General features: G+C 64.2%; 21 protein-coding genes. 13 read left to right on the top strand and 8 right to left on the bottom strand.

From position 1 onward, the window contains the following. Window positions 1-300 precede the first annotated feature (300 nt). The 3 genes from dapD to IB267_RS13165 all read left to right on the top strand — a co-directional run bounded on the left by dapD (window position 301) and on the right by IB267_RS13165 (window position 3,657). On the top strand, window positions 301-1,158 hold the full coding sequence (gene dapD, locus IB267_RS13155) for a 2,3,4,5-tetrahydropyridine-2,6-dicarboxylate N-succinyltransferase (RefSeq protein WP_192447993.1): 858 nt from the start codon (window positions 301-303) through the stop codon (window positions 1,156-1,158). A gap of 5 nt (window positions 1,159-1,163) precedes the next feature. Next, complete coding sequence (locus IB267_RS13160; RefSeq protein ID WP_113536592.1) at window positions 1,164-1,547, top strand: DUF805 domain-containing protein; 384 nt, start codon at window positions 1,164-1,166, stop codon at window positions 1,545-1,547. 139 nt (window positions 1,548-1,686) lie between these two features. Then, complete coding sequence (locus IB267_RS13165) at window positions 1,687-3,657, top strand: DEAD/DEAH box helicase (RefSeq protein WP_192447994.1); 1,971 nt, start codon at window positions 1,687-1,689, stop codon at window positions 3,655-3,657. A gap of 160 nt (window positions 3,658-3,817) precedes the next feature. Here the strand turns inward: IB267_RS13165 and IB267_RS13170 are convergent, their stop codons facing one another. Beyond that, the gene (locus IB267_RS13170; RefSeq protein WP_192447995.1) at window positions 3,818-4,729 is read right to left on the bottom strand and encodes a LysR family transcriptional regulator; all 912 of its coding nucleotides are present in this window, start codon (window positions 4,727-4,729) and stop codon (window positions 3,818-3,820) included. A 140-nt stretch (window positions 4,730-4,869) separates the two neighbouring features. Between IB267_RS13170 and IB267_RS13175 the strand changes: the two genes are divergently transcribed. The 5 genes from IB267_RS13175 (at window position 4,870) to IB267_RS13195 (ending at window position 12,316) form a co-directional block, all read left to right on the top strand. Continuing rightward, window positions 4,870-5,694 (top strand): alpha/beta hydrolase fold domain-containing protein, encoded by an 825-nt coding sequence (locus tag IB267_RS13175; RefSeq protein ID WP_192447996.1) that lies wholly within the window; start codon window positions 4,870-4,872, stop codon window positions 5,692-5,694. A gap of 79 nt (window positions 5,695-5,773) precedes the next feature. Further along, window positions 5,774-6,976 (top strand): efflux RND transporter periplasmic adaptor subunit, encoded by a 1,203-nt coding sequence (locus IB267_RS13180; protein ID WP_192447997.1) that lies wholly within the window; start codon window positions 5,774-5,776, stop codon window positions 6,974-6,976. Between the two features lie 128 nt (window positions 6,977-7,104). Beyond that, window positions 7,105-10,290 (top strand): efflux RND transporter permease subunit, encoded by a 3,186-nt coding sequence (locus IB267_RS13185; RefSeq protein WP_192447998.1) that lies wholly within the window; start codon window positions 7,105-7,107, stop codon window positions 10,288-10,290. A 246-nt stretch (window positions 10,291-10,536) separates the two neighbouring features. Then, window positions 10,537-11,730 (top strand): succinyl-diaminopimelate desuccinylase, encoded by a 1,194-nt coding sequence (gene dapE / locus IB267_RS13190; protein WP_192447999.1) that lies wholly within the window; start codon window positions 10,537-10,539, stop codon window positions 11,728-11,730. Continuing rightward, window positions 11,717-12,316: a hypothetical protein gene (locus tag IB267_RS13195; protein ID WP_192448000.1), complete on the top strand. Its 600-nt coding sequence runs from the start codon at window positions 11,717-11,719 to the stop codon at window positions 12,314-12,316. Before dapE ends, IB267_RS13195 begins: the two co-directional genes overlap by 14 nt. Before the next feature lie 10 nt (window positions 12,317-12,326). Here the strand turns inward: IB267_RS13195 and truA are convergent, their stop codons facing one another. The 3 genes from truA to def form a co-directional block, all read right to left on the bottom strand. Continuing rightward, the gene (gene truA, locus IB267_RS13200) at window positions 12,327-13,070 is read right to left on the bottom strand and encodes a tRNA pseudouridine(38-40) synthase TruA (RefSeq protein ID WP_034797373.1); all 744 of its coding nucleotides are present in this window, start codon (window positions 13,068-13,070) and stop codon (window positions 12,327-12,329) included. Beyond that, complete coding sequence (gene fmt / locus IB267_RS13205; RefSeq protein WP_192448001.1) at window positions 13,070-14,005, bottom strand: methionyl-tRNA formyltransferase; 936 nt, start codon at window positions 14,003-14,005, stop codon at window positions 13,070-13,072. Before fmt ends, truA begins: the two co-directional genes overlap by 1 nt. Window positions 14,006-14,167: 162 nt before the next feature. After that, a complete protein-coding gene (def, locus tag IB267_RS13210) occupies window positions 14,168-14,692 on the bottom strand; it encodes a peptide deformylase (protein WP_192448002.1) in 525 nt (174 codons plus the stop codon). 151 nt (window positions 14,693-14,843) lie between these two features. Between def and IB267_RS13215 the strand changes: the two genes are divergently transcribed. From IB267_RS13215 to IB267_RS13225, 3 genes are all read left to right on the top strand, one after another. After that, complete coding sequence (locus tag IB267_RS13215; RefSeq protein ID WP_192448003.1) at window positions 14,844-16,037, top strand: DNA recombination protein RmuC; 1,194 nt, start codon at window positions 14,844-14,846, stop codon at window positions 16,035-16,037. A 52-nt stretch (window positions 16,038-16,089) separates the two neighbouring features. Further along, the gene (locus IB267_RS13220; protein ID WP_192448004.1) at window positions 16,090-16,989 is read left to right on the top strand and encodes a ribokinase; all 900 of its coding nucleotides are present in this window, start codon (window positions 16,090-16,092) and stop codon (window positions 16,987-16,989) included. Between the two features lie 360 nt (window positions 16,990-17,349). Further along, a complete protein-coding gene (locus IB267_RS13225; protein ID WP_192448005.1) occupies window positions 17,350-19,755 on the top strand; it encodes a methyl-accepting chemotaxis protein in 2,406 nt (801 codons plus the stop codon). A gap of 75 nt (window positions 19,756-19,830) precedes the next feature. Here IB267_RS13225 and IB267_RS13230 read toward each other — a convergent pair whose 3' ends face one another. After that, window positions 19,831-20,775, bottom strand: coding sequence for a nucleoside hydrolase (locus IB267_RS13230; protein ID WP_192448006.1), 945 nt, complete (start codon window positions 20,773-20,775; stop codon window positions 19,831-19,833). 240 nt (window positions 20,776-21,015) lie between these two features. Here IB267_RS13230 and IB267_RS13235 point away from each other — a divergent pair, with 240 nt between their 5' ends. Continuing rightward, window positions 21,016-21,447 carry an Hsp20 family protein gene (locus IB267_RS13235; protein WP_034797386.1) on the top strand — a complete coding sequence of 144 codons (432 nt, stop codon included), beginning with the start codon at window positions 21,016-21,018 and terminating at the stop codon, window positions 21,445-21,447. Between the two features lie 47 nt (window positions 21,448-21,494). Further along, window positions 21,495-21,752 (top strand): DUF1150 family protein, encoded by a 258-nt coding sequence (locus IB267_RS13240; RefSeq protein ID WP_034797387.1) that lies wholly within the window; start codon window positions 21,495-21,497, stop codon window positions 21,750-21,752. A 165-nt stretch (window positions 21,753-21,917) separates the two neighbouring features. Here IB267_RS13240 and IB267_RS13245 read toward each other — a convergent pair whose 3' ends face one another. From IB267_RS13245 to IB267_RS13255, 3 genes are all read right to left on the bottom strand, one after another. Next, the gene (locus IB267_RS13245; protein ID WP_192448007.1) at window positions 21,918-22,616 is read right to left on the bottom strand and encodes a tRNA (guanosine(46)-N(7))-methyltransferase TrmB; all 699 of its coding nucleotides are present in this window, start codon (window positions 22,614-22,616) and stop codon (window positions 21,918-21,920) included. Window positions 22,617-22,781: 165 nt separating this feature from the next. Beyond that, window positions 22,782-24,050: a methionine adenosyltransferase gene (gene metK / locus IB267_RS13250; RefSeq protein WP_192448008.1), complete on the bottom strand. Its 1,269-nt coding sequence runs from the start codon at window positions 24,048-24,050 to the stop codon at window positions 22,782-22,784. 202 nt (window positions 24,051-24,252) lie between these two features. After that, window positions 24,253-24,672, bottom strand: a complete 420-nt coding sequence (locus tag IB267_RS13255; protein WP_034797393.1) for a helix-turn-helix domain-containing protein — start codon at window positions 24,670-24,672, stop codon at window positions 24,253-24,255. Window positions 24,673-24,718 lie beyond the last annotated feature (46 nt).

Here is a 24,718-nt window from a genome sequence, read left to right on the forward strand (position 1 = left end):
CCTCGGTCATGAAGGTCGCACGCGCATCAGCGCGCTGCGGCGGCCTTTGCGTATCCCGAACGGGTACGCGGCGCTGTAGTGCCGTGTTCGCCTCAGTTTGCCAAGCCCCGGCCACTCCAGGGACCTGAAAAGCCCTTCAACTTTTCAGGATCATGTCGTGCAGCCGCTGCCGCTTGGGACATATCAAGGTCGCTGCAGCAGCTAGATCTGCTGCATAATTTTGTCCTTAAATCGATTCCGATTTTCGGATTTATGCAGTAGAGCTTTCGCAGGATAACCGCCGAACTTTAAGGAATTCCGATGACGAACCACGACCTCGCCTCCCTGTCGCAGACGATCGAAGCCGCCTTTGAAGACCGCGATTCCGTCAACACCGGAACCCGCGGCGCGGTGCGCGATGCCGTCGAGACGGCGCTGAACCTGCTCGACAGCGGCAAGGTCCGCGTCGCCCAGCGCGGCGAAGACGGTAACTGGACGGTCAATCAGTGGCTGAAGAAGGCCGTGCTGCTCTCCTTCCGCCTCAACCCGATGGAAATCGTCAAGGGCGGCCCGGGCCAGTCGGTCTGGTGGGACAAAGTGCCCTCGAAGTTCGACGGCTGGAGCGTCAACGAGTTCGAGAAGGCCGGCTTCCGCGCCGTTCCGAACTGCGTCGTGCGCCGTTCGGCCCATATCGCCCCCAACGCCATCCTGATGCCCTCCTTCGTCAATCTCGGCGCCTATGTCGGCGAAGGCACGATGGTCGACACCTGGGCGACCGTCGGCTCCTGCGCCCAGATCGGCAAGAACGTGCATCTTTCCGGCGGCGTCGGCATCGGCGGTGTGCTGGAGCCGATGCAGGCCGGCCCGACGATCATCGAGGACAATTGCTTCATCGGCGCCCGCTCGGAAGTCGTCGAAGGCTGCATCGTGCGCGAAGGTTCCGTCCTCGGCATGGGCGTCTTCATCGGCAAGTCGACCAAGATCGTAGACCGCGCCACCGGCGAAGTGACCTATGGCGAAGTGCCGCCCTACTCGGTCGTCGTCGCGGGCTCGATGCCTTCGGGCTCGACCATGGGCAACGGCCAGCCGGCGCCGAACCTCTATTGCGCCGTCATCGTCAAGCGCGTCGACGAGAAGACCCGCTCGAAGACCGGCATCAACGAACTGCTTCGGGACTGATTGCGATGACACCGGAGGGGCCGCAGCCGAGCATGACCTGGCTGTTCTTCAGTCCCTCCGGTCGCATCGGCCGCCTGCCCTTCTTTCTCTCCTGGCTGTTCTGGTTCCTGATCGGCGGCTTCATGGTCGCCCGGATGGTCGCCAACGAGGGCAACGAGACGGTGCTGGCGCTCTGGACGCTGGCATTCGTCGTCTCGAGCCTCGTCTCGCTACCCTCCATCGCGCTGCTGGCGATCAAGCGCCTGCACGACATCGGCTATCCCGGCCCGCTTTCCCTCACTCTATTTATCCCGGTCTTGAGCCCGGTCGTCTTCATCGCCCTTTGCCTCTGGCCGGGCGATCAGGGGCCCAACGAATTCGGCGCGCGCAGCGACGAACCCGGCCCCTGAAGCCTTCGCCCCTGTACAAGAACCGCGCGAGCGCGTATGTAGCGCGCCATGACAGGCCCGCGACGTGTTGGCCGCGGCAATTGGCGCCGAGACGATCCATTCGTCCTGGGCTCTACGACCGATATCCGAAAGACAAGATATGACTGAATTCGAAGGGATCGCGCCTGCGATCGCCGAGGCGTTGGCAAAACGCGGTTACAACGAATTGACGCCGGTTCAACAGGCGATGCGCGATCCGGAACTCGCCGGCCGCGACGCCCTGGTTTCGGCGCAGACCGGCTCCGGCAAGACCGTCGCCTTCGGCCTGGCGCTGGCGCCGACGCTGCTTGGCGACGAACGCCGCTTCGGGCATGCGGGTGCCCCCCTGGCGCTCGCAATTGCACCGACGCGCGAACTGGCGCTGCAGGTCAAGCGCGAGCTTGAATGGCTCTACGGTGAGACCGGCGCGACGATCGCTTCGTGCGTCGGCGGCATGGACATGCGCACCGAGAAGCGCACCCTGGAGCGCGGCGCCCACATCGTCGTCGGCACGCCCGGTCGCCTTTGCGACCACATCCGCCGCAACTCGCTCGACATCTCCGCGCTGCGCGCCATCGTGCTCGACGAAGCCGACGAGATGCTCGACCTCGGCTTCCGCGAAGACCTCGAATTCATTCTCGAAGAGTCTCCGGATGACCGTCGCACGCTGATGTTCTCGGCGACCGTGCCGAAGTCGATCGCGACGCTTGCCAAGAACTACCAGCGCGACGCCGTGCGCATCAGCACCGCTTCCGAACAGAAGCAGCATGTCGACATCGAATACCGTGCGCTGACGGTCGCGCCGAACGACCGCGAAAACGCGATCATCAACGTGCTGCGCTACTACGAAGCCCGCAACGCCATCGTCTTCTGTTCGACGCGTGCCGCCGTCAACCATCTGACCGCCCGCTTCAACAATCGCGGCTTCTCGGTGGTGGCGCTTTCGGGCGAGCTCAGCCAGAACGAACGCACCCATGCGCTGCAGGCCATGCGCGACGGCCGCGCCCGCGTCTGCATTGCGACCGACGTCGCTGCCCGCGGCATCGACCTTCCGGGCCTGGAACTGGTCATTCACGCCGACCTGCCCACCAACTCCGAGACGCTGCTTCACCGCAGCGGCCGCACCGGACGCGCCGGCCAGAAGGGCGTCAGCGCCCTGATCGTTCCGGTCAACCAGCGCCGCAAGGCCGAGCGCCTGCTCGACGGCGGCCGGATCACCGCGACCTGGGCACGCCCGCCGTCGGCCGACGAGGTCAGCCAACGTGACGACGAGCGGCTGCTCGCCGATACGAGCTTTGCCGAGCCGATCCGCGAAGACGAGCAGGCGATCGTCGCAGCGCTGCTCGAGCGCCACGGCGCCGAGCAGATGGCCGCCGCCTTCGTACGCCAGTTCCGTTCAGGCCGGTCGGCTCCGGAAGACCTGATCGAGGTCGCCGTCGGCGCCAAGCCGCGCCGCGACGAACGCGCGCCGCGCGAAGACCGTGGACCGCGCGAGGATTTCGGCGCCGAGCGCGCGGATTTCAGCGACGGCAGCTGGTTCTCGCTGTCCGTCGGCCGCAAGCAGAGTGCCGAGCCGCGCTGGCTGATCCCGATGCTCTGCCGTCACGGCAAGCTGACCAAGCGCGACATCGGTGCGATCCGCATGCAGCAGGAAGAAACCTTCGTCGAAATGACCGCCGATGGCGCCGAACGGTTCCTGTCGGCGATCGGCAAGGACAAGATGCTGGAGAAGGGCATCCGCGTGAAGCCGCTCGCCGGCGCGCCGGATCTCTCGCAGCAACGGCAGGAAAAGCCGAGCTTCTCCAGGGACAAGCCAAACTTTTCCAAGGACAAGGCGGGCTTCGGCAAGAAGCGCCCCTATTCTGACGACACGGCCCGTGGCGACGACCGCGGCGACTTCAAGCCGAAGCGCAAGTTCGACAAGAAGCCCGGTTATTCCGAAGGGCCGGCCTATACCGAGGACCGGCCGCCGGCAAAGGCCGCCGAAAAGCCCTGGGCCAACAAGAAGAAGGGCAAGCCGGACGCGGGCAAGGACGGTGGCTTCAAGCCCAAGACCAAGCCCAAGGGCAATGCCAAGAACCGCCAGGGCTGAGCCCGGCGACGGCAACTCCAAAGCCAATCAAGAAGGCGCTGCGATCGGATCGCGGCGTCTTTTTTATTACGCCGAAGACCGGGAAAGGCGTCTCGGCACCAGCGCACGACGCTCAGCACAACGCGGATCATGCACGGCATCGAGCCAGCGCGCGTGATGGTCAGGCGGCGTCGAGTTGCGACTGGGCGACGATCTTGACCACCCAATCGGCGAAGACACGCAGGCGGCTGCTGAGGTGCCGGTTCGGCGGATAGACGAGATAGATCGGCATGGGCTCGACCTCCCAATCCTCCAGCACCGGCCGCATGGCACCGGTCTCGAGGTCGTCCCGCACCATGAAACGCGGCGCCTGGATGACGCCGAGGCCGGCGCGCGCCGCCGCAAGATAGGTGGTGGCCTCATTCGCCGCCACGGCGTAGCGACCGTTCACCTCGATCTCCTCGTTGCCGCGCTTGAAATAGAACGGCAACTGCTGCCCGGTCTGCGGCCGGAAATAGCCGACGACATAGCAGTTCTTCGAGAGATCAGAGGGGTGCTGCGGGACCGCGTGGCGCGAGAGATAGTCGGGGGCTGCGCAGGCGACGAAACTCATCTCGGTGATGCGGCGCGCGATCAAGGACTGGTCGGTGAGCGCGCCGACACGAATGGCGCAGTCGACATTCTCCGCCACATAGTCGACCGTCCGGTCGGAGACCCCAAGATCGATCTGGATGTCGGGGTAGCGCTTGTGGAACTCCGGCAGGGCCGGAATGACGATCAGGTTGGCGATCGCGCTGGCCATCTCCACCCTGAGCCGTCCCTTCGGCAGGGTCTGGGCGCTCGAAAGACTGCCGTCGAGTTCGTCGAGGTCGGTCAAAAGGCGGGCAGCGCGTTCGTAGTAGAGCGCGCCATCGGGCGTCACCAGCACCCGGCGGGTGGTGCGGTTCAGAAGTTTTGTGCGCAGATGCGCCTCCAATCCCTGGATAAGATTGGTCAATGTCGCCTTGGGCATATTCATCGAAGCGGAAGCGCGGGTGAAATTTCCGGTTTCGACGACCCGGAGAAACGCGCGCATGGCCGTGAGCTGGTCCATTTTCAAGAGCCGTAATTGTTCGAGAATACGAATAGTGTAATCAGATTGAAAAGACTATTCCAGACAGAAGACAATGCTATTCTCCCATCGTGGCGTGATGTCGCCACATGTGGGTTTGGCTCGGGCCGAAGGCAAGAGAGATGGGCGAGCAGTTCAAAGTGGAGACGATGCAGACGGGCCAAGGCTCGTGCACGGCACGCGTCTACCGCGGCGAGACCCTGCTCAATCCGCCGCCGATCGTGCTGCACCTGCATGGCGGCTCCTTCGTCGGCGGAACGATCGCCGCCGGCGAGCGCGTCGCCGAGGCACTCGCGGCAGCCGGAGCGGTGGTGATCTCTCCGGAATATTCCGCGGCCTGCCTCAATCCCTTTCCCGCGGCGCTTGACGTCGCCTATGCCATGCTGTCGTCGATGCGCGCGCGCTGCCCGCAGTTCGCGCACAAGAAGTCGTCGCTGTTCGTGGCCGGCGAAGAGGCTGGCGGCAATGTCGCCGCCGGGGCCGCGTTGATGGCGCGAGACCAGTATCTGACCGATCTCAAGGGCCAGATCCTGCTGTCGCCGATGCTGGATCCGTGCCTGGCAACGGCATCGTTCCGGCAATACTGTCCCCAGTCCTCGGCGCAATCGATCGCCGACGGCTGGCAGCGTTATCTCGGCCAGAACGGTGGCTTCACCCACCCTTACGCCGCGCCGGCTCACTGTACGCGGCTCGCCGGCCTCGTGCCTTCGCTGATCGTGACCAGCGAGCAGTGTCCGATGCGCGACGAGGCTGAGGCCTACGCCGAGCGCCTGCGCAAGGCGGGCGTGGCGGTGGAGTCCCACGTGCTGCCGGGACGCGCCGGATGGTTGCCGCAGAACGCGGATACCGGCGAAAGCTGGTCAGCACAGCAGAAAGAAATTACCGGCATCTTCGCCCGCTTCTTCCAGAAGGCGGGGGCAAAGCCGGCGGAAATGACGGTGCGTTAGGCGGGGCCGCTCCGAGGCTCATTCCCCGATCTGGCATCGAACGCAAAGCGCCGGCTCCCAACCGGCAAGGAGAGAAAAGATGACATCGACAGTGACCCGCCGGGCCCTCTGGGGCGCCGGCCTGAGTATCCTTTTGTCTGTCGGCGGCGGCGCTGCCGTCATGTTCGGCCTGCCGCAGCATTTCGAGGCCGACGCCGCGACCGATGCGTCCGCCGCTGCTCCGCCGGCCGTGCCGGTCTCGGTGGCGCGGGCGCAGTCCAAGCGCATCACCACCTGGGAGGAATTCTCCGGGCGTCTGGAAGCGATCGAGCGCGTCGAAGTTCGCCCGCGCGTCGGCGGCGCCATCCTCAAGGCGCACTTCCGCGAAGGCGCGCTGGTCAAGCAGGGTGACCTGCTGGTGACGATCGATCCCGAGCCCTATGCCGCCGCCGTCGAGCGGGCGAAGGCCCAGGTCGAGGCTGCCGAAGCGCGTGTGTCGCTCGCCAAGATCGAACTCGAGCGCGGCCGCAAGCTGGTGACCACCAGCGCCGTGCCGCAGAGCAGCGTCGACCAGCGCGCCAGCGCCTATGACGAAGCCCAGGCCGAGGTGCGCTCGGCCAAGGCGGCGCTGCGCACGGCCGAACTCGACCTGCAATATACCGAGGTCCGTGCGCCGATCTCCGGCCGCGTCGGCCGGCTCGACGTCACCGCCGGCAACCTCGTTGCTGCCGGCTCGGCTTCGCCGGTGCTGACGACGCTCGTCTCCGTCGATCCGATCTATGCGAGCTTCAACGCCAGCGAAGAAGTGGTCACCACCGCTCTTGCCCGGCTCGCGGCGTCGGCCGGCGGCAACGCGATCGAGCGCCTGCCGGTCCAGGTCGGCACCGCCGCCGACGACGGCACGCCGATCTTGGGCCATATCCAGCTCATCAACAACGAGGTGGATGCGGCAACCGGCACGATCCGGGTGCGCGCGGCGCTTGAAAACGCCGACGGCCGGCTGATCCCCGGACAGTTCGTCCGCATCCGCATCGGCGAGCCGGACCCTGAGGAAAAGCTTGTGATCAGCGACCGCGCCATCGGCTCCGACCAGGACAAGAAGTTCGTCTTCGTCGTCGGCACCGACAACAAGGTCGAGTATCGCCAGGTGAAGCTGGGGCCGAATTCCGACGGCCTGCGCATCGTCGAAAGCGGCCTGAAGTCCGGCGAGAACATCGTCGTCAACGGCCTGCAGCGGGTTCGCCCGGGCGTCGTCGTGGCACCGCAGCAGGTCGAGGAAACGACCGCTTCGATCGCCAAGTAATCCCGGCGCCTCTTCGCCCGGTGTGAAGAGGCTCCTGCCTAAGCATCACTCTGCAGACATGGCTGCGCGGCGAGCTTTTTCGCCGCGCCCGCCGGAGGTCTGCCCGAACGCATCCCAAGGGGGATACCATGAACTTCTCACGCTTCTTCGTCGACCGCCCGGTCTTCGCGGGCGTCTTGTCGGTCCTGATCTTCGTGGCCGGCCTGATCGGCATGACCGGTCTGCCGATCTCCGAATATCCCGAAGTCGTCCCGCCCCAGATCGTCGTGCGCGCGCAATATCCGGGTGCAAACCCCGCGGTCATCGCCGAAACGGTGGCGACACCGCTTGAAGAGCAGATCAACGGCGTCGAAGACATGCTCTACATGCAGAGCCAGGCGACCGCCGACGGCCTGATGACGCTGACCGTCACCTTCGCGCTCGGCACCGACCCGGACCAGGCGCAACAGCTCGTGCAGAACCGCGTCTCGCAGGCCGAGCCGCGACTGCCCGAGGAAGTGCGCCGCCTCGGCGTCACCACGGTCAAGAGCTCGCCCGACCTGACCATGGTCGTGCACCTGCTTTCGCCCAACGGCCAGTACGACATCAACTACCTGCGCAACTACGGTGTGCTCAACGTCAAGGATCGGCTGGCCCGCATCGAAGGTGTCGGCCAGGTGCAGATCTTCGGCGGCGGCGACTATTCGATGCGCATCTGGATCGACCCGCAGAAGGCAGCCGAGCGCGGCCTGGCCGCCGGCGATATCGCCAATGCCGTGCGCGGCCAGAACGTCCAGGCGGCAGCCGGCGTCATCGGTGCCTCGCCGTCCGTCCCCGGTCTCGACCTGCAGCTTTCCGTCAACGCGCAAGGGCGCCTGCAGACGCCCGAGGATTTCGAGAACATCGTCGTCAAGTCCGGCGCCCAGGGCGAAGTGACCCGCCTCGGTGACGTCGCCCGCGTCGAAATGGGTGCCTCCGACTATTCGCTGCGTTCGTTGCTCGACAACAAGCCGGCCGTCGGCATGGCCGTCTTCCAGGCGCCTGGATCGAACGCGATCCAGATTTCCGACGACGTCCGCGAGGCGATGGCCGAGATGAAGCTCACCATGCCCGCAGGCGTCGACTACGGCATCGTCTACGACACCACGCAGTTCGTGCGCGCCTCGATCGAATCGGTGGTCGACACGCTGCTCGAAGCGATCGCGCTGGTCGTGCTCGTCGTCATCATCTTCCTGCAGACCTGGCGCGCCTCGATCATCCCGCTCGTCGCCGTGCCGGTCTCGATCGTCGGCACCTTCGCGGTCATGTATGTCTTCGGCTTCTCTATCAACGCGCTCAGCCTCTTCGGCCTCGTGCTTGCGATCGGCATCGTCGTCGACGACGCGATCGTCGTGGTGGAAAACGTCGAACGCAACATCGAGCAGGGCCTGTCGCCGGTCCAGGCGACCTACCGCGCCATGCAGGAAGTCTCGGGTCCGATCATCGCGATCGCGCTGGTGCTCGTCGCCGTGTTCGTGCCGCTTGCCTTCATCACCGGCCTCACCGGCCAGTTCTACCGCCAGTTCGCGCTGACGATCGCCATCTCGACCGTCATTTCGGCGCTCAACTCGTTGACGCTTTCCCCGGCACTGGCCGCCCTTCTCTTGAAGGACCACCACGCGCCGAAGGACTGGCTGACGCGGGTGATGGACAGGCTCTTCGGCTGGTTCTTCCGTGGCTTCAACCGCTTCTTCGGTGCAAGCTCGGAAGCCTATGGCCGCGGCGTCGGGCGGATCCTGACCCGCAAGTCGCTGATCATGGTCGTCTATGTGGTGCTTCTCGGCGTCACCTTCACGCTGTTTCGCGCGGTCCCTGGCGGCTTCGTGCCGGCGCAGGACAAGCAGTACCTGATCGGCTTTGCCCAGCTTCCGGACGCAGCCACGCTCGACCGCTCGGAAGACGTAATCAAGCGCATGAGCGAAATCGCGCTCAAGCATCCGGGCGTCGAAAACGCCATCGCCTTCCCTGGCCTGTCGATCAACGGCTTCACCAACTCGTCGAACTCCGGCATCGTCTTCGTCGCCCTCAAGCCGTTCGAGGAACGCAAGACGCCTGAGTTGTCAGGCGGCGCGATCGCCATGCAGCTCAACCAGGAATTCGGCGTCATCCAGGATGCCTTCATCGCCATGTTCCCGCCGCCGCCCGTCCAGGGTCTCGGCACGACAGGCGGCTTCAAGCTGCAGCTCGAGGACAAGAACGGCCTCGGCTACCAAGCGCTCGACGAGGCGGCCAAGGCCTTTCTCGCCAAGGCCTACCAGGCACCGGAATTGGCCGGGCTCTATTCGAGCTACCAGATCAACGTGCCGCAACTCTATGCCGACCTTGACCGCGTGAAGGCGCGCCAGCTCGGCGTGGCCGTCACCGACGTCTTCGAGACGCTGCAGATCTACCTCGGCTCGCTCTACGTCAACGACTTCAACGCCTTCGGCCGCACCTACAGCGTGCGCATCCAGGCGGATGCCAACTACCGCAGCCATGCCGACGACATCGGCAAGCTGAAGGTGCGTTCGCAGTCCGGCGAGATGATCCCGCTGTCGGCGCTTCTGAAGGTCGAGCAGACGGTGGGTGCCGAACGGGCAATCCGCTACAACGGCTTCCTGTCGGCCGACATCAACGGCGGCCCGGCACCGGGCTTCTCGTCCGGCCAGGCGCAGGCTGCCATCGAGCGCATCGCTGCTGAAACCCTGCCGCCGGGCATCGGCTACGAATGGACGGACCTGACCTACCAGCAGATCCTTGCCGGCAACTCCGGCATCCTGGTCTTCCCGCTGGCGCTGCTGCTCGTCTACCTCGTGCTGGCTGCCCAGTATGAAAGCCTGACGCTGCCGATCGCGATCATCCTGATCGTGCCGATGGGCATCATGGCGGCGCTGGTGGGCGTCTGGCTGACCGGAGGCGACAACAACGTCTTCACCCAGATCGGTCTGATCGTCCTGGTCGGGCTATCGGCGAAGAACGCCATCCTGATCGTCGAGTTCGCCCGCGAACTGGAACTGTCGGGCAGCACGCCGGTCAAGGCGGCGATCGAGGCAAGCCGGCTCCGCCTGCGGCCGATCCTGATGACCTCCATGGCCTTCATCATGGGCGTTGTTCCCCTGGTGATATCCACCGGCGCCGGCGCGGAAATGCGCTCGGCCATGGGTGTCGCGGTCTTTGCGGGCATGATCGGCGTCACCGCCTTCGGCATCTTCATGACGCCGGTCTTCTACGTGCTGATCCGCAAGCTCGCCGGCGAGCGACCGCTGAAGCACACGGGAGCCCAAATCGAAGCGCCGCATCTGGCGCCCGGAGAATAAGACTTCTCCTACCCTTCGCGATCTTCAGGCGGGCCGGATCACTCCGGCCCGTCGAAGCTGCGGCGCTGCGCCTCCGCCCAGGCGCAGCGCCGTTTTGCGTCCCGCGTCACAGCGCCCCGCCCCGCGCCACAGTCGCCCATCTCGCGCGACAGGTCGCCATCTTGCGTGACAGTTTGCTGGCGATCGGATAAACCAGCACCTCCATTCCCAAGGCCTCTCATGGCCATGCAGACGGCATAACGCTAAATGACCTCCACCGATCCGATCGCCAATCTCGCCACCCTCATCCGTTGCCCCTCGGTTACCCCGGCCGAAGGCGGCGCGCTTTCCGCGCTCGAAGCCATGCTGAAGCCGCTCGGTTTCGCGGTCGACCGCGTGATGGCCAAGGAGGCCGGCACGCCCGATATCGAAAACCTCTACGCGCGGCTCGGAACCGAAGGCCCGCATCTGATGTTCGCCGGCCATACGGATGTCGTTCCCGTCGGCGACGAGGCGGCCTGGAGCCACGGACCGTTTTCTGCCGACATTGCCGGCGGCGAGATGTATGGCCGCGGCGCGGTCGACATGAAGGGCGGCATCGCGTGCTTCGTCGCGGCAATCGCCCGCCATATCGAAAAGCATGGCACCCCGAAGGGCTCGGTCTCCTTCCTCATCACCGGCGACGAAGAGGGACCGGCGATCAACGGCACCACCAAGCTCCTGCAATGGGCGGCCGACAAGGGCGAGCGCTGGGATGCGTGCCTCGTCGGCGAGCCGACCAACCCAGACCAGCTTGGCGACATGATCAAGATCGGCCGGCGCGGTTCGCTGTCCGGCCGCATCACCGTTCATGGCGTGCAGGGCCATGCGGCCTATCCGCATCTCGCCGACAGCCCCGTGCGCGGCATCCTGCAGTTGACGCAGGCGCTGATGGACCCGCCGTTCGACAACGGCACCGAGAGCTTCCAACCCTCCAATCTGGAAGTGACGACGATCGATGTCGGCAACGGCGCCGTCAACGTCATTCCGGCCAAGGCGACGGCTGCCTTCAACATCCGCTTCAACGATACCTGGACGGCGGAAAGCCTGATGGCGGAGATCATCTCCCGGCTCGACCGTGCAGCGGCAAGCGGCAGCCTGCGTCCGGACCGCGCGCCCGTCCGCTACGAAATCGTCTGGGCCGAGCGCCCGAGCCACGTGTTCCTCACGCGCAACAATGCGCTGATCTCGTCGCTCTCCGGCGCGGTTGAGGCCGTCACCGGGCGCCAGCCGAAGCTGTCGACAACCGGCGGCACGTCGGATGCGCGCTTCATCAAGGACTACTGCCCGGTGGTCGAATTCGGTCTCGTCGGCCAGACCATGCACATGGTCGACGAACGGGTCGCCGTCGCCGACCTCGAGACGCTGACCAACATCTATGAAACCTTCATCTTCAGCTGGTTCGGCCATGCCGCTGCTTGATGAGGTGCTTGCCTATATCCGGGGGCTCTGGCTCCTGGCGCAGGGTAACGAAGAAGGCTTCCGCTGGCTCGATTTCAGCGAGAGCGGCCTCTGGCGTTCGTTCACGTCCATGCTCTGGTGCCTGCCAGCGATCGCCGTCACCTGGGCGTCCTGGCGGCTCTATTACCTCTCGGTCATGCCTGACGGCACCACGATCGGCATCGGCTTCATCTTCAAGCTGCTCGTCGTCGATCTTGTCAGCTGGCTCTTGCCGCTGGTGCTGATCGCCATTCTCTCGCGACCGCTCGGCTTTGCCGGAGCGGTGGTACCGATCGTCGTCACCACCAACTGGCTCTCGGTGCCGCTCTCCTACGCCATGGCGCTACCGGCAGCGATCCGCGTCGTCATTCCCGGGAGCCAGGGGCTGACGAGCTTCATCTGGCTGACGCTGCTCGTCATCAGCGTTGCGGTGCTCTTCCGGCTGTTGCGGATGGTGACCGGCAACCAGACGCTGCTTGCTTCGGCGCTGACCGCGCTCTTCCTGCTGCCGTCGATGATGATCGGCGATCTCCTGCAGCGCTTCTTCGGCCTGATCCCGACGAGCTAAGACGTCGGGATCAGTAGTCCACCTGAAGGAAATAAAGCCCATCGGGCGGGGCGACGGGGCCGCAGGCCTTGCGGTTGCGGGCTTCAAGCGCTGCCTGCAGATCGTCAGGCGTCCACTTGCCCTCGCCCACCAGCTTCAACGAGCCGGCGAAGGAGCGGATCTGGTTGTGCAGGAAACTCTGCGCCGTCGCGCGGATCTCGATCACGCCGGCGACAAGCGCGACGTCCAGCCGATCGAGCGTGCGCACCGGACTTGCCGCCTGGCAATGGGCGGAGCGGAAGGTGGTGAAGTCGTGATGGCCGACGAGGCGCTGGGCGCCCGCGTGCATCGCTTCATGGTCGAGCGGCTTCGGAACCCACCAGGCGCGCCGGGCTTCCAACGCCAGCGGTGCCGGCCGTGAGATGATGCGGTAGAGATAATGCCGGCGCAGCGCCGAGAAGCGCGCGTCGAATTCCTCGGACACTTCCTCGGCCTCGAGGATCGCCACCCGCTCGCCCGCAAGCCCCAGATGGGCGTTCAGCGCGTTGCGCAGCGTATAGGGCTTCCACGGACGCGTAAGGTCCGCATGCATGACCTGGCCGCTGGCATGCACGCCGGAATCGGTACGGCCGGCGCCGCGGATCGATACGGTCTCGCCGGTGAGCGACAGGATCGCCTTTTCGATCGCCCCTTGCACGGACTCTCCGTTGTCCTGCCGCTGCCAGCCGACATAGTCCGAGCCGTCATATTCGACGGTCAGCTTGAACCGCGGCATCAGCCGACCCTCGTGCCGGGCGCCACCGGCGTTCCACGCAGGAAATCGGCCGCGTCCAACGCCTTGCCGCCGGCGCGCTGCAAGCGGGTGAGCCGAACGGCGCCCTCGGCGCAGGCAATCGTCAGATTATCGTCGAGCACCGTGCCGGCCTCGCCCGCGCCGGAAGCGGGCTGCGAGTTCAACACCTTGATGCGTTCCGGCTTGCCGGCGATCTCAAGCTCGAACCAGGCGCCCGGGAACGGCGACAGTCCGCGGATATGGTCGTGCACCGCGCGGGCGGGACGGGCGAAATCGATGCGGGTTTCGTTCTTGCTGATCTTCTGGGCGTAGACGACACCGTCCTCCGCCTGGACCGTGAGCGGCAGATCGCCGGCCTCGAGTTTCGCCATCGCTTCCCGCATCAGGCTGGCGCCGACCTGCATCAGTCGGTCGTGCAATTCGCCCCCCGTCATCGTCTCGCCGATCTGAACCGTCTTGGTGAGGGCGACCGGGCCGGTATCGAGCCCCTTTTCCATCTTCATCACCATCATGCCGGTCTCATGGTCGCCAGCCATGATCGCGCGCTGGATGGGCGCTGCCCCGCGCCAGCGCGGCAGCAGCGAGGCGTGGCCGTTGTAACAGCCGAGCTTGGTGCCGGTGAGAATGGCCTCGGGCAGCAGCAGCCCATAGGCGACGACGACGGCGACGTCGGCGTCGAAGTCGCGGAAGGTCTGGCGATCCGCCTCGTCCTTGAAGTTTAGCGGCGTCAGCACCGGAATGCCGAGCAACTCGGCCGCCTGGTGCACCGGCGACTTCTGCAGGTCGAGGCCGCGGCGGCCACCCGGTCGCGGCGGCTGGGTGTAGACGGCGACAATCTGATGGCCGGCCTCGGCAAGGGCCGCCAGCGTCGGCACCGAAAATTCCGGCGTACCCATGAAGATGATGCGAAGCGACAAGGCGGTAACTCCGTCCTTTCAGATCACTTCATGCGGGGAAACGGCGAAATGATCTCATTCTCTAAAACAGGACAATTCCAGGAAAGCCGTTTCACGCACTTCCTGGAATGTTCAATGGGTTCCCGCCTTCAAGCTTTCGCGCGATCGTCCGCGATCGAAGGCTCAGATCGCCTTGGCGCCGCGCGTCTTGGCGGCCTTGGTGAACTTGCGGATCACCATGTCGCGCTTGAGCTTGGAGATATGGTCGATGAACAGCACGCCGTTCAGGTGGTCGATCTCGTGCTGCAGGCAGGTGGCGAGCAGGCCATCGGCGTCGATCGTCTGTTCCTTGCCGTCGCGGTCCAGATGCTTGACGGTGATGACAGCGGGGCGCTCTACCTCGGCGTAATAATCCGGGATCGACAGACAGCCTTCCTCGTAGACCGAATAGGTGTCGGACGAAGCGACGATCTCGGGGTTGATGAAGACAAGCGGCGTCTTCTCGTCGCCTTCTTTCGAAACGTCGAGCACCAGCATGCGCCGGGCGACACCGATCTGGATCGCGGCAAGGCCGATGCCGGGGGCATCATACATGGTTTCGAGCATGTCGTCGGCCAGGCGGCGGACGTCCGCGTCGACGGTTTCGATCGGCGTGGAAACCTGGCGAAGCACAGGATCGGGAAGGATGATGAGCGGCTTGATGGTCATGATGCTCCCATAGCCGATCTTTCCATCGACGCGCAAGGAAATTGCCTTGCCACCTGCGGCACCCGTTCGCCGCTGGCCGGGCATTAACCTCGACGCGCATCTGTTCTTGTTTTGATCTACACTTCGCGAGAGAATCTGTTAGGTTTGGCGCATGGAACCTGCGCCCCTTCCCTTCGCCCAGCCGCTTTTTTTCATCGGCACTCTGCCGATCACCCTGGGCCATCTCGTGCTTGCCGCCGGCCTTGTGGTCGTCGTAGCCGGTCTGATGGCGCTGTCGCGCCGACGCAATCCCCGCGACGACGAGCGGCAGGAACAGATGGCAATGCTGCTGGCCGCCCAGACGGAGATGCAGGGGCGGGTCGCGGCGATGGCCGAGGTGTTCGGCGCCCGGCAGGCGGAGCTCAACCAGACGCTCAGCCAGCGCATCGACGGCATGACCCATCGCATCGGTACCTCGATCAGCGAGCAGACCAAGGCGACGCATGAAAACCTGCGCCGGCTGCAGGAGCGCCTCGCGGTCATCGACACGGCCCAGAACAACATCCAATCGCTCGCCAAAGACATGGCCGGGCTTCAGGCGATCCTCTCGAACAAGCAGACGCGCGGCGCCTTCGGCCAGTCGCGCATGGAAGCGATCATCGCCGACGGGCTGCCGATGGGCGCCTTCGAATTCCAGGCGACGCTGTCGAACGGGGTACGGCCCGACTGCACCATCCGCATGCCGAACGGCCAGCCGCCGCTCGTCATCGACGCCAAGTTTCCGCTCGAAGCCTGGAACGCAATGCGTGACGCGCCGACCCCGGAACGCCGTCAGCAGATCGCGCAACTCTTTCGCCGCGACATGGAAACGCATGTGCGCGACATCGCCGGCAAATATCTGATCCCGGGTGAAACGCAGGACACCGCCTTTCTCTTCGTCCCCTCGGAATCGATCTTTGCAGAGATCCACGAGCATTTCGAAGCGATCGTGCAGAAGGCGCACCGCCAGCGGATCGTCATCGTCTCGCCCTCTCTGCTCCTTTTGTCGATCCAGGTGATCCAGGCTATCCTCAAGGATGCGCGCATGCGCGAGCAGGCGCACCTGATCCAGGGCGAAGTCGCGCGGCTGATGGAGGACCTTGGCCGTCTCGACGAGCGTGTGCGCAAGCTGCAGGGCCATTTCGCCATGAGCCAGAAGGATGTCGAGGACATCCTCGTTTCCTCCAGCAAGCTCACCCGCCGCGGCGCCAAGATCGAGGCTCTCGAACTGCAAGCGGAGGGCGGCACACGGGACGCTGGCGAACCACGTGCCCCGGTCGACAATCGGGTCGGGCAATTGCGCCTGCGGGTGGTTGACGAGGACTGAGGCTGTCGGGCACTCTCCGGCCCAATTCGCAAAGCCGACAGGATAGTTTCACATGATTACTGTTTTTGGGTCCATCAACATGGATCTGATCGCCACCACCGCGCGCCTTCCGAAGCCCGGCGAAACCGTCGCCGGCACCAGCTTCTCGACCGCCGCCGGCGGCAAGGGCGCAAACCAGGCGCTGGCCGCACGGCGCGCCGGCGCCACGGTGCAGATGGCAGGCGCGGTAGGCAAGGACAGCTTTGCCGACGGAGCGCTCGAACTGCTGAAGGGTGCCGGCGCCGACCTGTCGCTGACCAAGACGGTCAGCGAACCGACCGGCACCGCGCATATCCTCGTCGGCGGTGACGGCGAAAATGTCATCGTCGTCGTCGCCAGCGCCAATGCGACGGTCAATGAGGCCGATGCTGAAAAGGCAGTCGATGGCATGAGGCCCGGCGACACCTTGATGCTGCAGCTCGAAATTCCGGCCGCCTCGGTCGAAAAGGCGCTCACCGCCGCCAAACAGAAGGGCGTGCGCTCTGTCATCAACATCGCGCCGCTGACGCCGGAGGCAGCCCGCCTTGGCCGCATGGCCGACATCGTCATTGCCAACGAAACCGAGTTCGAGCTGCTGGCCGGCAAGAGCGGTATCGGGAGCACTGAGCGCGAAGAAGCGATGAAGGCGCTGCACGCGGAGACCGGCCAGACGGTCATCGTCACGCTTGGCGCCGAAGGCGTGGTGGCCGTACATGAGGGCGAGATCCAGCGCGCCAAGGGCCTGAAGATCGAGCCGGTCGATACCGTCGGCGCCGGCGACACCTTCTGCGGTTATCTCGCAGCCAGCCTCGATGCCGGCATCGCCTTCCCCGACGCTCTGCGCCGCGCAGCAGTCGCCGGCTCCCTCGCCTGCCTGAAGAGCGGCGCTCAGCCTTCGATCCCGCTCGCTGCGGACGTGGCATCGCGCCTCTAGATTCCGCACCTAAAAGCGCACGCTTGAGACGGGCGATATTCGCCCGTCTTCATTATTCCCGGCGCCTTGCCCGCATCGTTTTCCCCCTTCCGACGACCGCTTGCGCAATCCGGACAGCCGATGTCGCGGACGTAAAAGTTTGCGCGCAATTTTATCCAAGCGATGCGTAAAACAGCGTCCGTGTTGGCCCTATCTTAAGATTCTTCAGTCTATTCAGGACCGTGAGAAAACCGGCCAAAGCGCCTGGTCGTCTCCAACATGCCGGTCGGCATCTGACGCTCCATGATGGAGTTCACCCCCATTGCGAAATGCGTCCACCGCAGGTGAAAACCTGCGAACCTCCCAGCACGTGAGGATTTCATGTTCAAGTTCCAAGCCAAATCGCTGGCGACCAAACTGATCGCGGTGACAGGCGGCACGATCGCACTTGTCCTGCTTGCCTCGAATTTCGTTCTCATCTCCCAGACCCAGGACCGCGTCGAAACGCTGGTCCTCGAACAGGCTGGCGGCGAAGCCCGCGCGATTGCCTCCGACATTGCCGGCGACATCGGCGAGCTTGCAAGCGCTGCCCGCTCGATGGCGGGCATCCTCGGCCGCGCACATGCCGAAAAGTCGCTGGAGCGCACCGGGGTGATCAACATCCTCAGGGCAAACCTCGAGCAGAACCCGTTCGCCTTCGGCAGCTGGTTCGCGGAGGAGCCGAAGGCTTTCGACGGTCGCCAGGAAGACGTCGTCAACAACAAGCAACTGGGCGGCAACGACAAGGGCATCTTCACGCCCTATTGGTCGAAGAGCCGCACCAACGAAATCCAGTACTCCACTTTTGGCGCTGACTACGCGGCCGAGTGGTACAAACTCGCTGCAACAAGCGGCAAGGGTGCAATCACTCAGCCCTACACCGCACAGGACACCGACGTACCGACCGCAATGAGCTCGATCGCCTATCCGGTCATGTCCGGCGGCAAACTTCTCGGCGTCACCGGCGTCGACATTTCGCTCGCTTCGCTCGGCGATGGCCTCTCGAAGCTGAAGCCCTTCGACACCGGCCGCGTCTACCTGCTGTCGCAGACCGGCAAATGGCTGGTCGCACCGATCCCGGACCTTCTGCTCAAGGAGTATGACGGAGAAGGCAACGAGGTCGTCAAGAACGCGCTGGCCTCCGGCAAGCCGGGCATCATCTCCAACCTCTCCTATGACGGCAACGAGCCCTTCGACCGTCTCGTCTATCCGTTCACTCTCTCGGGCGTGAACACCAGTTGGGTCGTGCTCGTCGACGTGCCGCGCACCGCGATCAATGCGCCGGTCAAGGATCAGACCTACATGATGATCGTCGGCGGCCTCGTCGTGCTCGGCGCTGTGCTGCTCGGTCTCTATCTCGCGGTTCGTGGTTTCGTGCAGAAGCCGCTGGCAAGCCTCGTCAAGGACGTGAACGACCTCAGCCACGGTGACTATACCAAGGCGATCGCCGGCCAGGATCGTTGCGACGAAACCGGCGAAGTCGCCAAGGCGCTCGAAGGCTTCCGCCATCAGCTTGCCGACACCAAGCGCCTCGAAGGCGAAGCCCGCCATGAGCGCGAACAGGCCGAGCGCGAACGCGGCCGCTCGGAAACCGAGCGTGCCGAATCGAGCGCGCTTCAGCGCGACATCGTCGCCCGCCTCGGCAAGGGTCTCTCGCATCTGTCGTCCGGCGATCTCGCATTCCGCATCACCGACGATTTCCCGGGCGAATACGCCCAGCTCAAGCGCGACTTCAACGCGGCGATGGAAAGCCTCGAAGAGACGATCCGCACCGTCAACCATTCGGTCGTCAACATCGGCAACGGCACCAGCGAAATCAGCAGCGCCGCCAACGACCTGTCGCACCGCACCGAGCAGCAGGCTGCAAGCCTGGAAGAAACCGCAGCAGCCCTCGACGAGCTGACCTCGCAGGTCAACGCCAGCGCCGAAAACGCCAAGGTCGCCGCGAAATCGGTGGACGTCGCCAGCAGCGACGCCGGACAGTCGGGCGAAGTGGTGCAGAAGGCGATCGCCGCGATGAAGGGCATCGAACAGTCCTCGCACGAGGTCAGCCGCATCATCGGCGTCATCGACGAAATCGCCTTCCAGACCAACCTTCTGGCACTGAACGCCGGTGTCGAAGCGGCGCGTGCCGGTGACGCCGGCAAGGGTTTTGCCGTCGTTGCCCAGGAAGTGCGCGAGCTCGCCCAGCGCTCCGCCAACGCCGCCAAGGAGATCAAGACCCTGATCAACACCTCGGCCGGCCAGGTGCGCGAAGGCGTCGATCTCGTCGGCAAGGCCGGCGGTGCGCTCGAAAAGATCGCCGAGCAGGTGGTGCAGATCAACGGTCTCATCCGCCAGATCTCCAGCTCCGCTTCCGAGCAGGCCGTCGGCCTGAAGGAGATCAACTCGGCCGTCAACCAGATGGACCAGGTGACCCAGCAGAACGCCGCCATGGTCGAGGAAACGACTGCGGCCGGCATGGCGCTCAACGAGGAAGCGCGCACGCTCAACACGCTCGTTGCGCGCTTCCGGGTCGCGCAGGCGACAACATCGGCCCAGCCGTCCTCCGCAGCAATGCTGCGCGGCACGGCCGAGCGCATGCGCGCGGCTGAACGCCCGGCTCCGGTCCCGGCCCCCGCCCGCGAAGCGCGGCCCGCTCCGGCAGCAAGCCCGGCGCGAAGCAACTATTCGGCTTCGACGCAGCGGGTGCTTACCCAGACCTCCGGCGCCAACGCGCTTGCCCAGGACAACTGGGAAGAGTTCTGATCAATGGAACGAGAAAAGAAAGCGGCGCCTCTCGGGGCGCCGTTTTCGTTTGGAGTACGATGATCGAACCGAGGTTCAGATGCGGGCCAGCCGCTCGGTCAGAAGATCGAAGAAACCCTGGTCGTCGACGAAGCGCATGACGTTGGCGTTGTGTGGCCGGCCGGTGACCTGCCACCAGTCGACGACGGTCATGCCGGCCGTCAGCTCCGACTTGGTCTCGATCGCGACGTTGCAATCGCGGCCGGTGAAAAGCTCGGGCCGCAGCAGATAGGCAATGACCGTCGGGTCGTGCAGCGGGCCGCCATCGGTGCCGTATTTCTCGATATCGAAGCGCTCGAAGAATTCGAGCATCTCGGCCATGGCGATCGCCGGGCGGCTGCCGATGTCGCGGATCTTCTGGACACGCGCCTTGTGGGTCAGCACCCGGTGGGTGACGTCGAGCGGCATCATCACGATCGGAATGCCCGAACGGAAGACGATGTCGGCGGCTTCCGGATCGACATAGACGTTGAATTCGGCGGCAGGCGTGATGTTGCCGCCTTCGAAGAAACCGCCACCCATCATCACCAGCTCCTTGACCCGCGGAGCGATGTCAGGCGCCTTCTGCAGGGCCAGCGCGATGTTGGTGAGCGGACCGAGCGTGCAGAGCGTCACGGTACCCTCTGGCTCCTTTCGCAGCGTCTCGACGATGAAGTCGACCGCATGCTGCTCCTCGAGCTTCATCGTCGGCTCGGCAAGCTCCGGACCGTCGAGGCCGGTCTTGCCGTGCACATGCTCGGCGGTCACGAGCGGACGGGCAATCGGCTTGTCGGCGCCGGAGAACACCCGAACCCTCGGCCGGTCGCAGAGCTCGCACAGGATGCGCGCGTTGCGGGCCGTCAGCGCCAGCGGCACGTTGCCGGCAACGGCGGTGATGCCGAGCAGATCGATCTCTTCCGGGCTGCCGAAGGCGAGCATGATGGCGGCGGCATCGTCCTGCCCGGGGTCGGTGTCTATGATTATCTTTCTCGGCACGGGCACTTTCTCGTCCTCCCTGGATCACGGTGTTCGGCGCGATCGATACGTTGCATTGGGCCGGACGGGAGTGAACGCCCAAGCGTTCCTTGGTCCCATTCCCGGATTCTGCGAGAGCGGACTATGATTTGCGTGCACGCCGGAGGCAAGCGGCTTGCACTCATTGCGCACAGCTACCATATTGCGGAAAGGATGCTGCAAGGCAGGTCCGAACAACGGTCGCTTGATCTCGCAAGGACTTGAAGAATGAGCCGAATTACCCCTTTTACGAGCCCGCTCCTGCTGGGTTTCGATACGATGGAAAAGACCCTTGAGCGGATCGCCAAGGGCAACGACGGATACCCGCCCTACAACATAGAACGCGTTCGCGGCGATGCCTCGACCGACGAACCGGAACGGTTGCGCATCACGCTCGCCGTGGCAGGCTTTTCCGAAGAGGATCTCGAAGTCACCACCGAAGAGAACCAGCTCGTCATCCGCGGCCGGCAGATCGACAACGGCGACCGTGATTACCTGCACCGCGGCATTGCGGCACGCCAGTTCCAGCGCACCTTCGTTCTTGCCGACGGCATGAAGGTTCTGGGCGCGGAACTGCGCAACGGCCTGCTCTCGGTCGACCTCGTTCGTCCCGAACCGGTTCGTATGGTAAAGAAAATTAACATTTCAGTCCCAGAGTAGGATAACCGGCGGGATTCTCCCCTCACCGGCGACCACGGAGTGTCACCATGGGACTGAAAGACATCAGCTCGTCGCTGTCGAAGAACGACCTCGCCCATCTCGGCGAAGGCGAAATCGGCTACATCCGGAAAATGCGCTCGGAAGAAGTCTCGCGCTGCTTCCCGGAAGCACCGGAGATGGGACCGGGTATTGATCTCTGGGCGCTGTTCGGCGCCGATGGCACGCCGATCCTTTTGACAGACAACCGCTCCAGCACCTTCTTCAAGGCGGCAGAGGACGATCTGAAGACCGTTACCCTGCACTGACAGTGTTGCCGTCCATGGCGGCAGCGCCATGATGTTTGATTGTAAAGCTGTCGCTCGCGAGAGCGACGCAGGCCGGAGCGGAAGCCGCTTCGAACTTTCCTGGAATTGATCTTCTAGTCCGCAATTCCGGACGGAAAACCGCTTCGCACTTTTCCTGGAATTGCTTTAGACCCGCCGAAACGTGAGATAGGCGGAGCTGCGCCCTTCCCTACGCGCCTTGGCCTCGTAGCGCGTGCTCGGCCATCCCTCATAGGGCGTCAGCCAATCGGAAGCCTTCTCTGCCGTCCACTCGAAAGCCGCGTGATCGCGGCAGTGCAACAGCGTCCAGTTGACATAGGTATCGATATCCGAGGCGAAGCAGAACACGCCGCCGGGCTTCAGCACGCGGGCGAAGCGGTCGAGATTGACCTTGGAGACGAAACGGCGCTTCCAGTGTTTGCGCTTCGGCCACGGGTCCGGATAGAGCAGGTCGATCTGGTCGATCGACGCGGCCGGCAGCCAGTCGAGCACCTGGGTGGCATCGTCGTCATAGAGCCTGACGTTGCTGACGCCGCGCTCCTCGATATGGCCGACGAGCTTGGCCATGGAATTGACGAAGGGTTCGACGCCGATAAAGCCGGTGGACGGCGCTTCGGCCGCACGGTGGATCAGGTGCTCGCCGCCGCCGAAACCGATTTCGAGGCGCATGCGGTCCACGCCCTCAGGATAGAGCGTCTTCAGGTCCGCCGGAGGCGGGCTCGAAAGGTCGAGCTTCAGGGTCGGCAACACGGTTTCCAGATGCGCCGCCTGCCGCTCGCGCAACGGCTTGCCCTTGCGGCGGCCGAAAAAGGCCTCGGTTGCTCTGGCGCGGCGCGGTTCGGTCATGTCGTCTTTCCCTTGGTCATACCGATCTGAATCAGGCCAACCCAAAATCAAAATGAACGAAGCGGGCGCTCCTGTCGGAGCGCCCGCCTTGATTTTCGCAAACGCCTGATAGCAGGACGTTGCGCTATCTTCAATGCGCGGCGTGACGCCGCGCCCTATCGCCTGTTAGGCGGCAGCGCGGCCGTTGACGGCGCCGCCCTCTTCGATCGCAGCCTTCAGCGGCTTCACGAGGTCGAGCTTCTCCCAGGAGAAGGAACCGTCGCGGCCAGCCTTGCGGCCGAAGTGGCCATAGGCAGACGTCTTGGCATAGATCGGCTTGTTGAGGTCGAGATGACGGCGGATGCCGGTCGGCGACAGGTCCATCGTCTTGCGGATCGCATCCTCGACCTGGTCTTCCGAAACCTTGCCGGTGCCGTGCAGGTCGACATAGATCGACAGCGGCTGGGCGACGCCGATGGCGTAGGACAGCTGGATCGTGCAACGGTCGGACAGGCCGGCGGCAACGACGTTCTTTGCCAGGTAACGGGCAGCATAGGCGGCCGAACGGTCGACCTTGGTCGTGTCCTTGCCCGAGAAGGCGCCGCCGCCGTGCGGTGCGGCACCGCCATAGGTGTCGACGATGATCTTGCGGCCGGTGAGTCCAGCATCGCCATCCGGGCCGCCGATGACGAACTTGCCGGTCGGGTTGATGTACCAGGTGCAGTCGTCGGCGATCTTCAGATCGTCGAGGGCTTCGCGGATATAGGGCTCGACAACCGAGCGAACCTTGACCGAATCCCAGGTGTCATCGAGGTGCTGCGTCGACAGAACGATCGAGGTGACTTCCGCCGGCTTGCCGTCGACGTAGCGTACGGTGACCTGGCTCTTGGCGTCGGGGCCGAGCTTGGCGACTTCGCCCTCGCCTTTCTTGCGGGCAGCGGCGAGCAGGTTGAGGATGCGGTGCGAATAGTAGATCGGCGCCGGCATCAACTCGGCGGTTTCGCGGCAGGCGTAGCCGAACATGATGCCCTGGTCGCCAGCACCTTCTTCGCCCTGCTTGTCCGAGGCGCTGTCGACGCCCTGCGCAATGTGGGCGGACTGGAAGTGCAGGAGCACGTCGATCTTCGCGGTCTTCCAGTGGAAGCCGTCCTGCTCATAGCCGATCTCGCGGATCGCCTTGCGGGCCGCGGACTTGAACTTCGAGGGGTTGATGACGTCGTTGCCGTCCTTGTCCTTCTTCAGAAGGCTCGGCGGCAGACGCACTTCGCCGGCGATCACGACGCGGTTGGTGGTTGCCAGCGTCTCGCAGGCGATACGCACGCCCCAGGGATCGACACCGGTCTTGGCCGCTTCACGGTAGACCAGATCCACGATCTCGTCGGAGATACGGTCACACACCTTGTCCGGATGACCTTCGGCTACGGATTCACTCGTGAACAGGTAGTTTGCACGCATGCGGGAAGTCCCCTCAATGAAGAAAAAGCGCTGGCACGGTGTTAGTGGTTTTGCGACCGAAAAACAAGCACACAACGACATAAATATATCTTTATATCGCCATCGCAGCCAATCACTTTGGTGCGCCGGAGGGAAAGGCGCGCAAGAAAAAAGCGGCACAGATGGCCGCTTTATTTTCAAGTCCCGACGGGGAACGTTGGAACTATTCGCTTTCTGCTTCCGCAGCGAGTGCCTTGACGAGATCGACAAGCCGGCGGCGAACCTTCGGGTCGGTGATCTTGACGAAAGCGCGGTTGAGCTGCAGCCCCTCGGAGGACGACAGGAAATCGACGACGTAGTTCGAGCTGGAAGCTTCTGCCATGCCGGACTGACCGGCAGCGTTATCGCCCGGGGCATCTTCGAAGAAGAAGGAAACCGGAACGTTCAGGATGCCTGAAATGTTCTGCAACCGGCTGGCGCCGACGCGGTTCGTGCCCTTCTCGTACTTCTGGATCTGCTGGAAAGTGATCCCCAGGCTTTCGCCGAGCTTCTCTTGGCTCATGCCAAGCATCGTACGGCGAAGACGAATCCGACTTCCGACATGAATGTCGATCGGGTTCGGCTTCTTCTTGTTTTCGATCATATCTGCGTTCCCAAACACGCTGTTTCGTTTATCCATCGCCCAGCAT

This window comes from Ensifer sp. ENS09 (genome assembly GCF_014852425.1).
In the GTDB taxonomy this organism is placed as follows: domain Bacteria; phylum Pseudomonadota; class Alphaproteobacteria; order Rhizobiales; family Rhizobiaceae; genus Ensifer.

Coding starts and splice junctions, on each gene's coding strand:
- IB267_RS13165 (WP_192447994.1), top strand. CDS start 1,687: ATGACTGAATTCGAAGGGATCGCGCCTGCGATCGCCGAGGCGTTGGCA.
- IB267_RS13170 (WP_192447995.1), bottom strand. CDS start 4,729: ATGGACCAGCTCACGGCCATGCGCGCGTTTCTCCGGGTCGTCGAAACC.
- dapE (WP_192447999.1), top strand. CDS start 10,537: ATGACCTCCACCGATCCGATCGCCAATCTCGCCACCCTCATCCGTTGC.
- IB267_RS13235 (WP_034797386.1), top strand. CDS start 21,016: ATGAGCCGAATTACCCCTTTTACGAGCCCGCTCCTGCTGGGTTTCGAT.
- IB267_RS13225 (WP_192448005.1), top strand. CDS start 17,350: ATGTTCAAGTTCCAAGCCAAATCGCTGGCGACCAAACTGATCGCGGTG.
- metK (WP_192448008.1), bottom strand. CDS start 24,050: ATGCGTGCAAACTACCTGTTCACGAGTGAATCCGTAGCCGAAGGTCAT.
- IB267_RS13245 (WP_192448007.1), bottom strand. CDS start 22,616: ATGACCGAACCGCGCCGCGCCAGAGCAACCGAGGCCTTTTTCGGCCGC.
- IB267_RS13185 (WP_192447998.1), top strand. CDS start 7,105: ATGAACTTCTCACGCTTCTTCGTCGACCGCCCGGTCTTCGCGGGCGTC.
- IB267_RS13195 (WP_192448000.1), top strand. CDS start 11,717: ATGCCGCTGCTTGATGAGGTGCTTGCCTATATCCGGGGGCTCTGGCTC.
- IB267_RS13255 (WP_034797393.1), bottom strand. CDS start 24,672: ATGATCGAAAACAAGAAGAAGCCGAACCCGATCGACATTCATGTCGGA.
- truA (WP_034797373.1), bottom strand. CDS start 13,070: ATGCCGCGGTTCAAGCTGACCGTCGAATATGACGGCTCGGACTATGTC.
- IB267_RS13160 (WP_113536592.1), top strand. CDS start 1,164: ATGACACCGGAGGGGCCGCAGCCGAGCATGACCTGGCTGTTCTTCAGT.
- IB267_RS13240 (WP_034797387.1), top strand. CDS start 21,495: ATGGGACTGAAAGACATCAGCTCGTCGCTGTCGAAGAACGACCTCGCC.
- IB267_RS13180 (WP_192447997.1), top strand. CDS start 5,774: ATGACATCGACAGTGACCCGCCGGGCCCTCTGGGGCGCCGGCCTGAGT.
- def (WP_192448002.1), bottom strand. CDS start 14,692: ATGACCATCAAGCCGCTCATCATCCTTCCCGATCCTGTGCTTCGCCAG.
- IB267_RS13215 (WP_192448003.1), top strand. CDS start 14,844: ATGGAACCTGCGCCCCTTCCCTTCGCCCAGCCGCTTTTTTTCATCGGC.
- IB267_RS13175 (WP_192447996.1), top strand. CDS start 4,870: ATGGGCGAGCAGTTCAAAGTGGAGACGATGCAGACGGGCCAAGGCTCG.
- dapD (WP_192447993.1), top strand. CDS start 301: ATGACGAACCACGACCTCGCCTCCCTGTCGCAGACGATCGAAGCCGCC.
- IB267_RS13220 (WP_192448004.1), top strand. CDS start 16,090: ATGATTACTGTTTTTGGGTCCATCAACATGGATCTGATCGCCACCACC.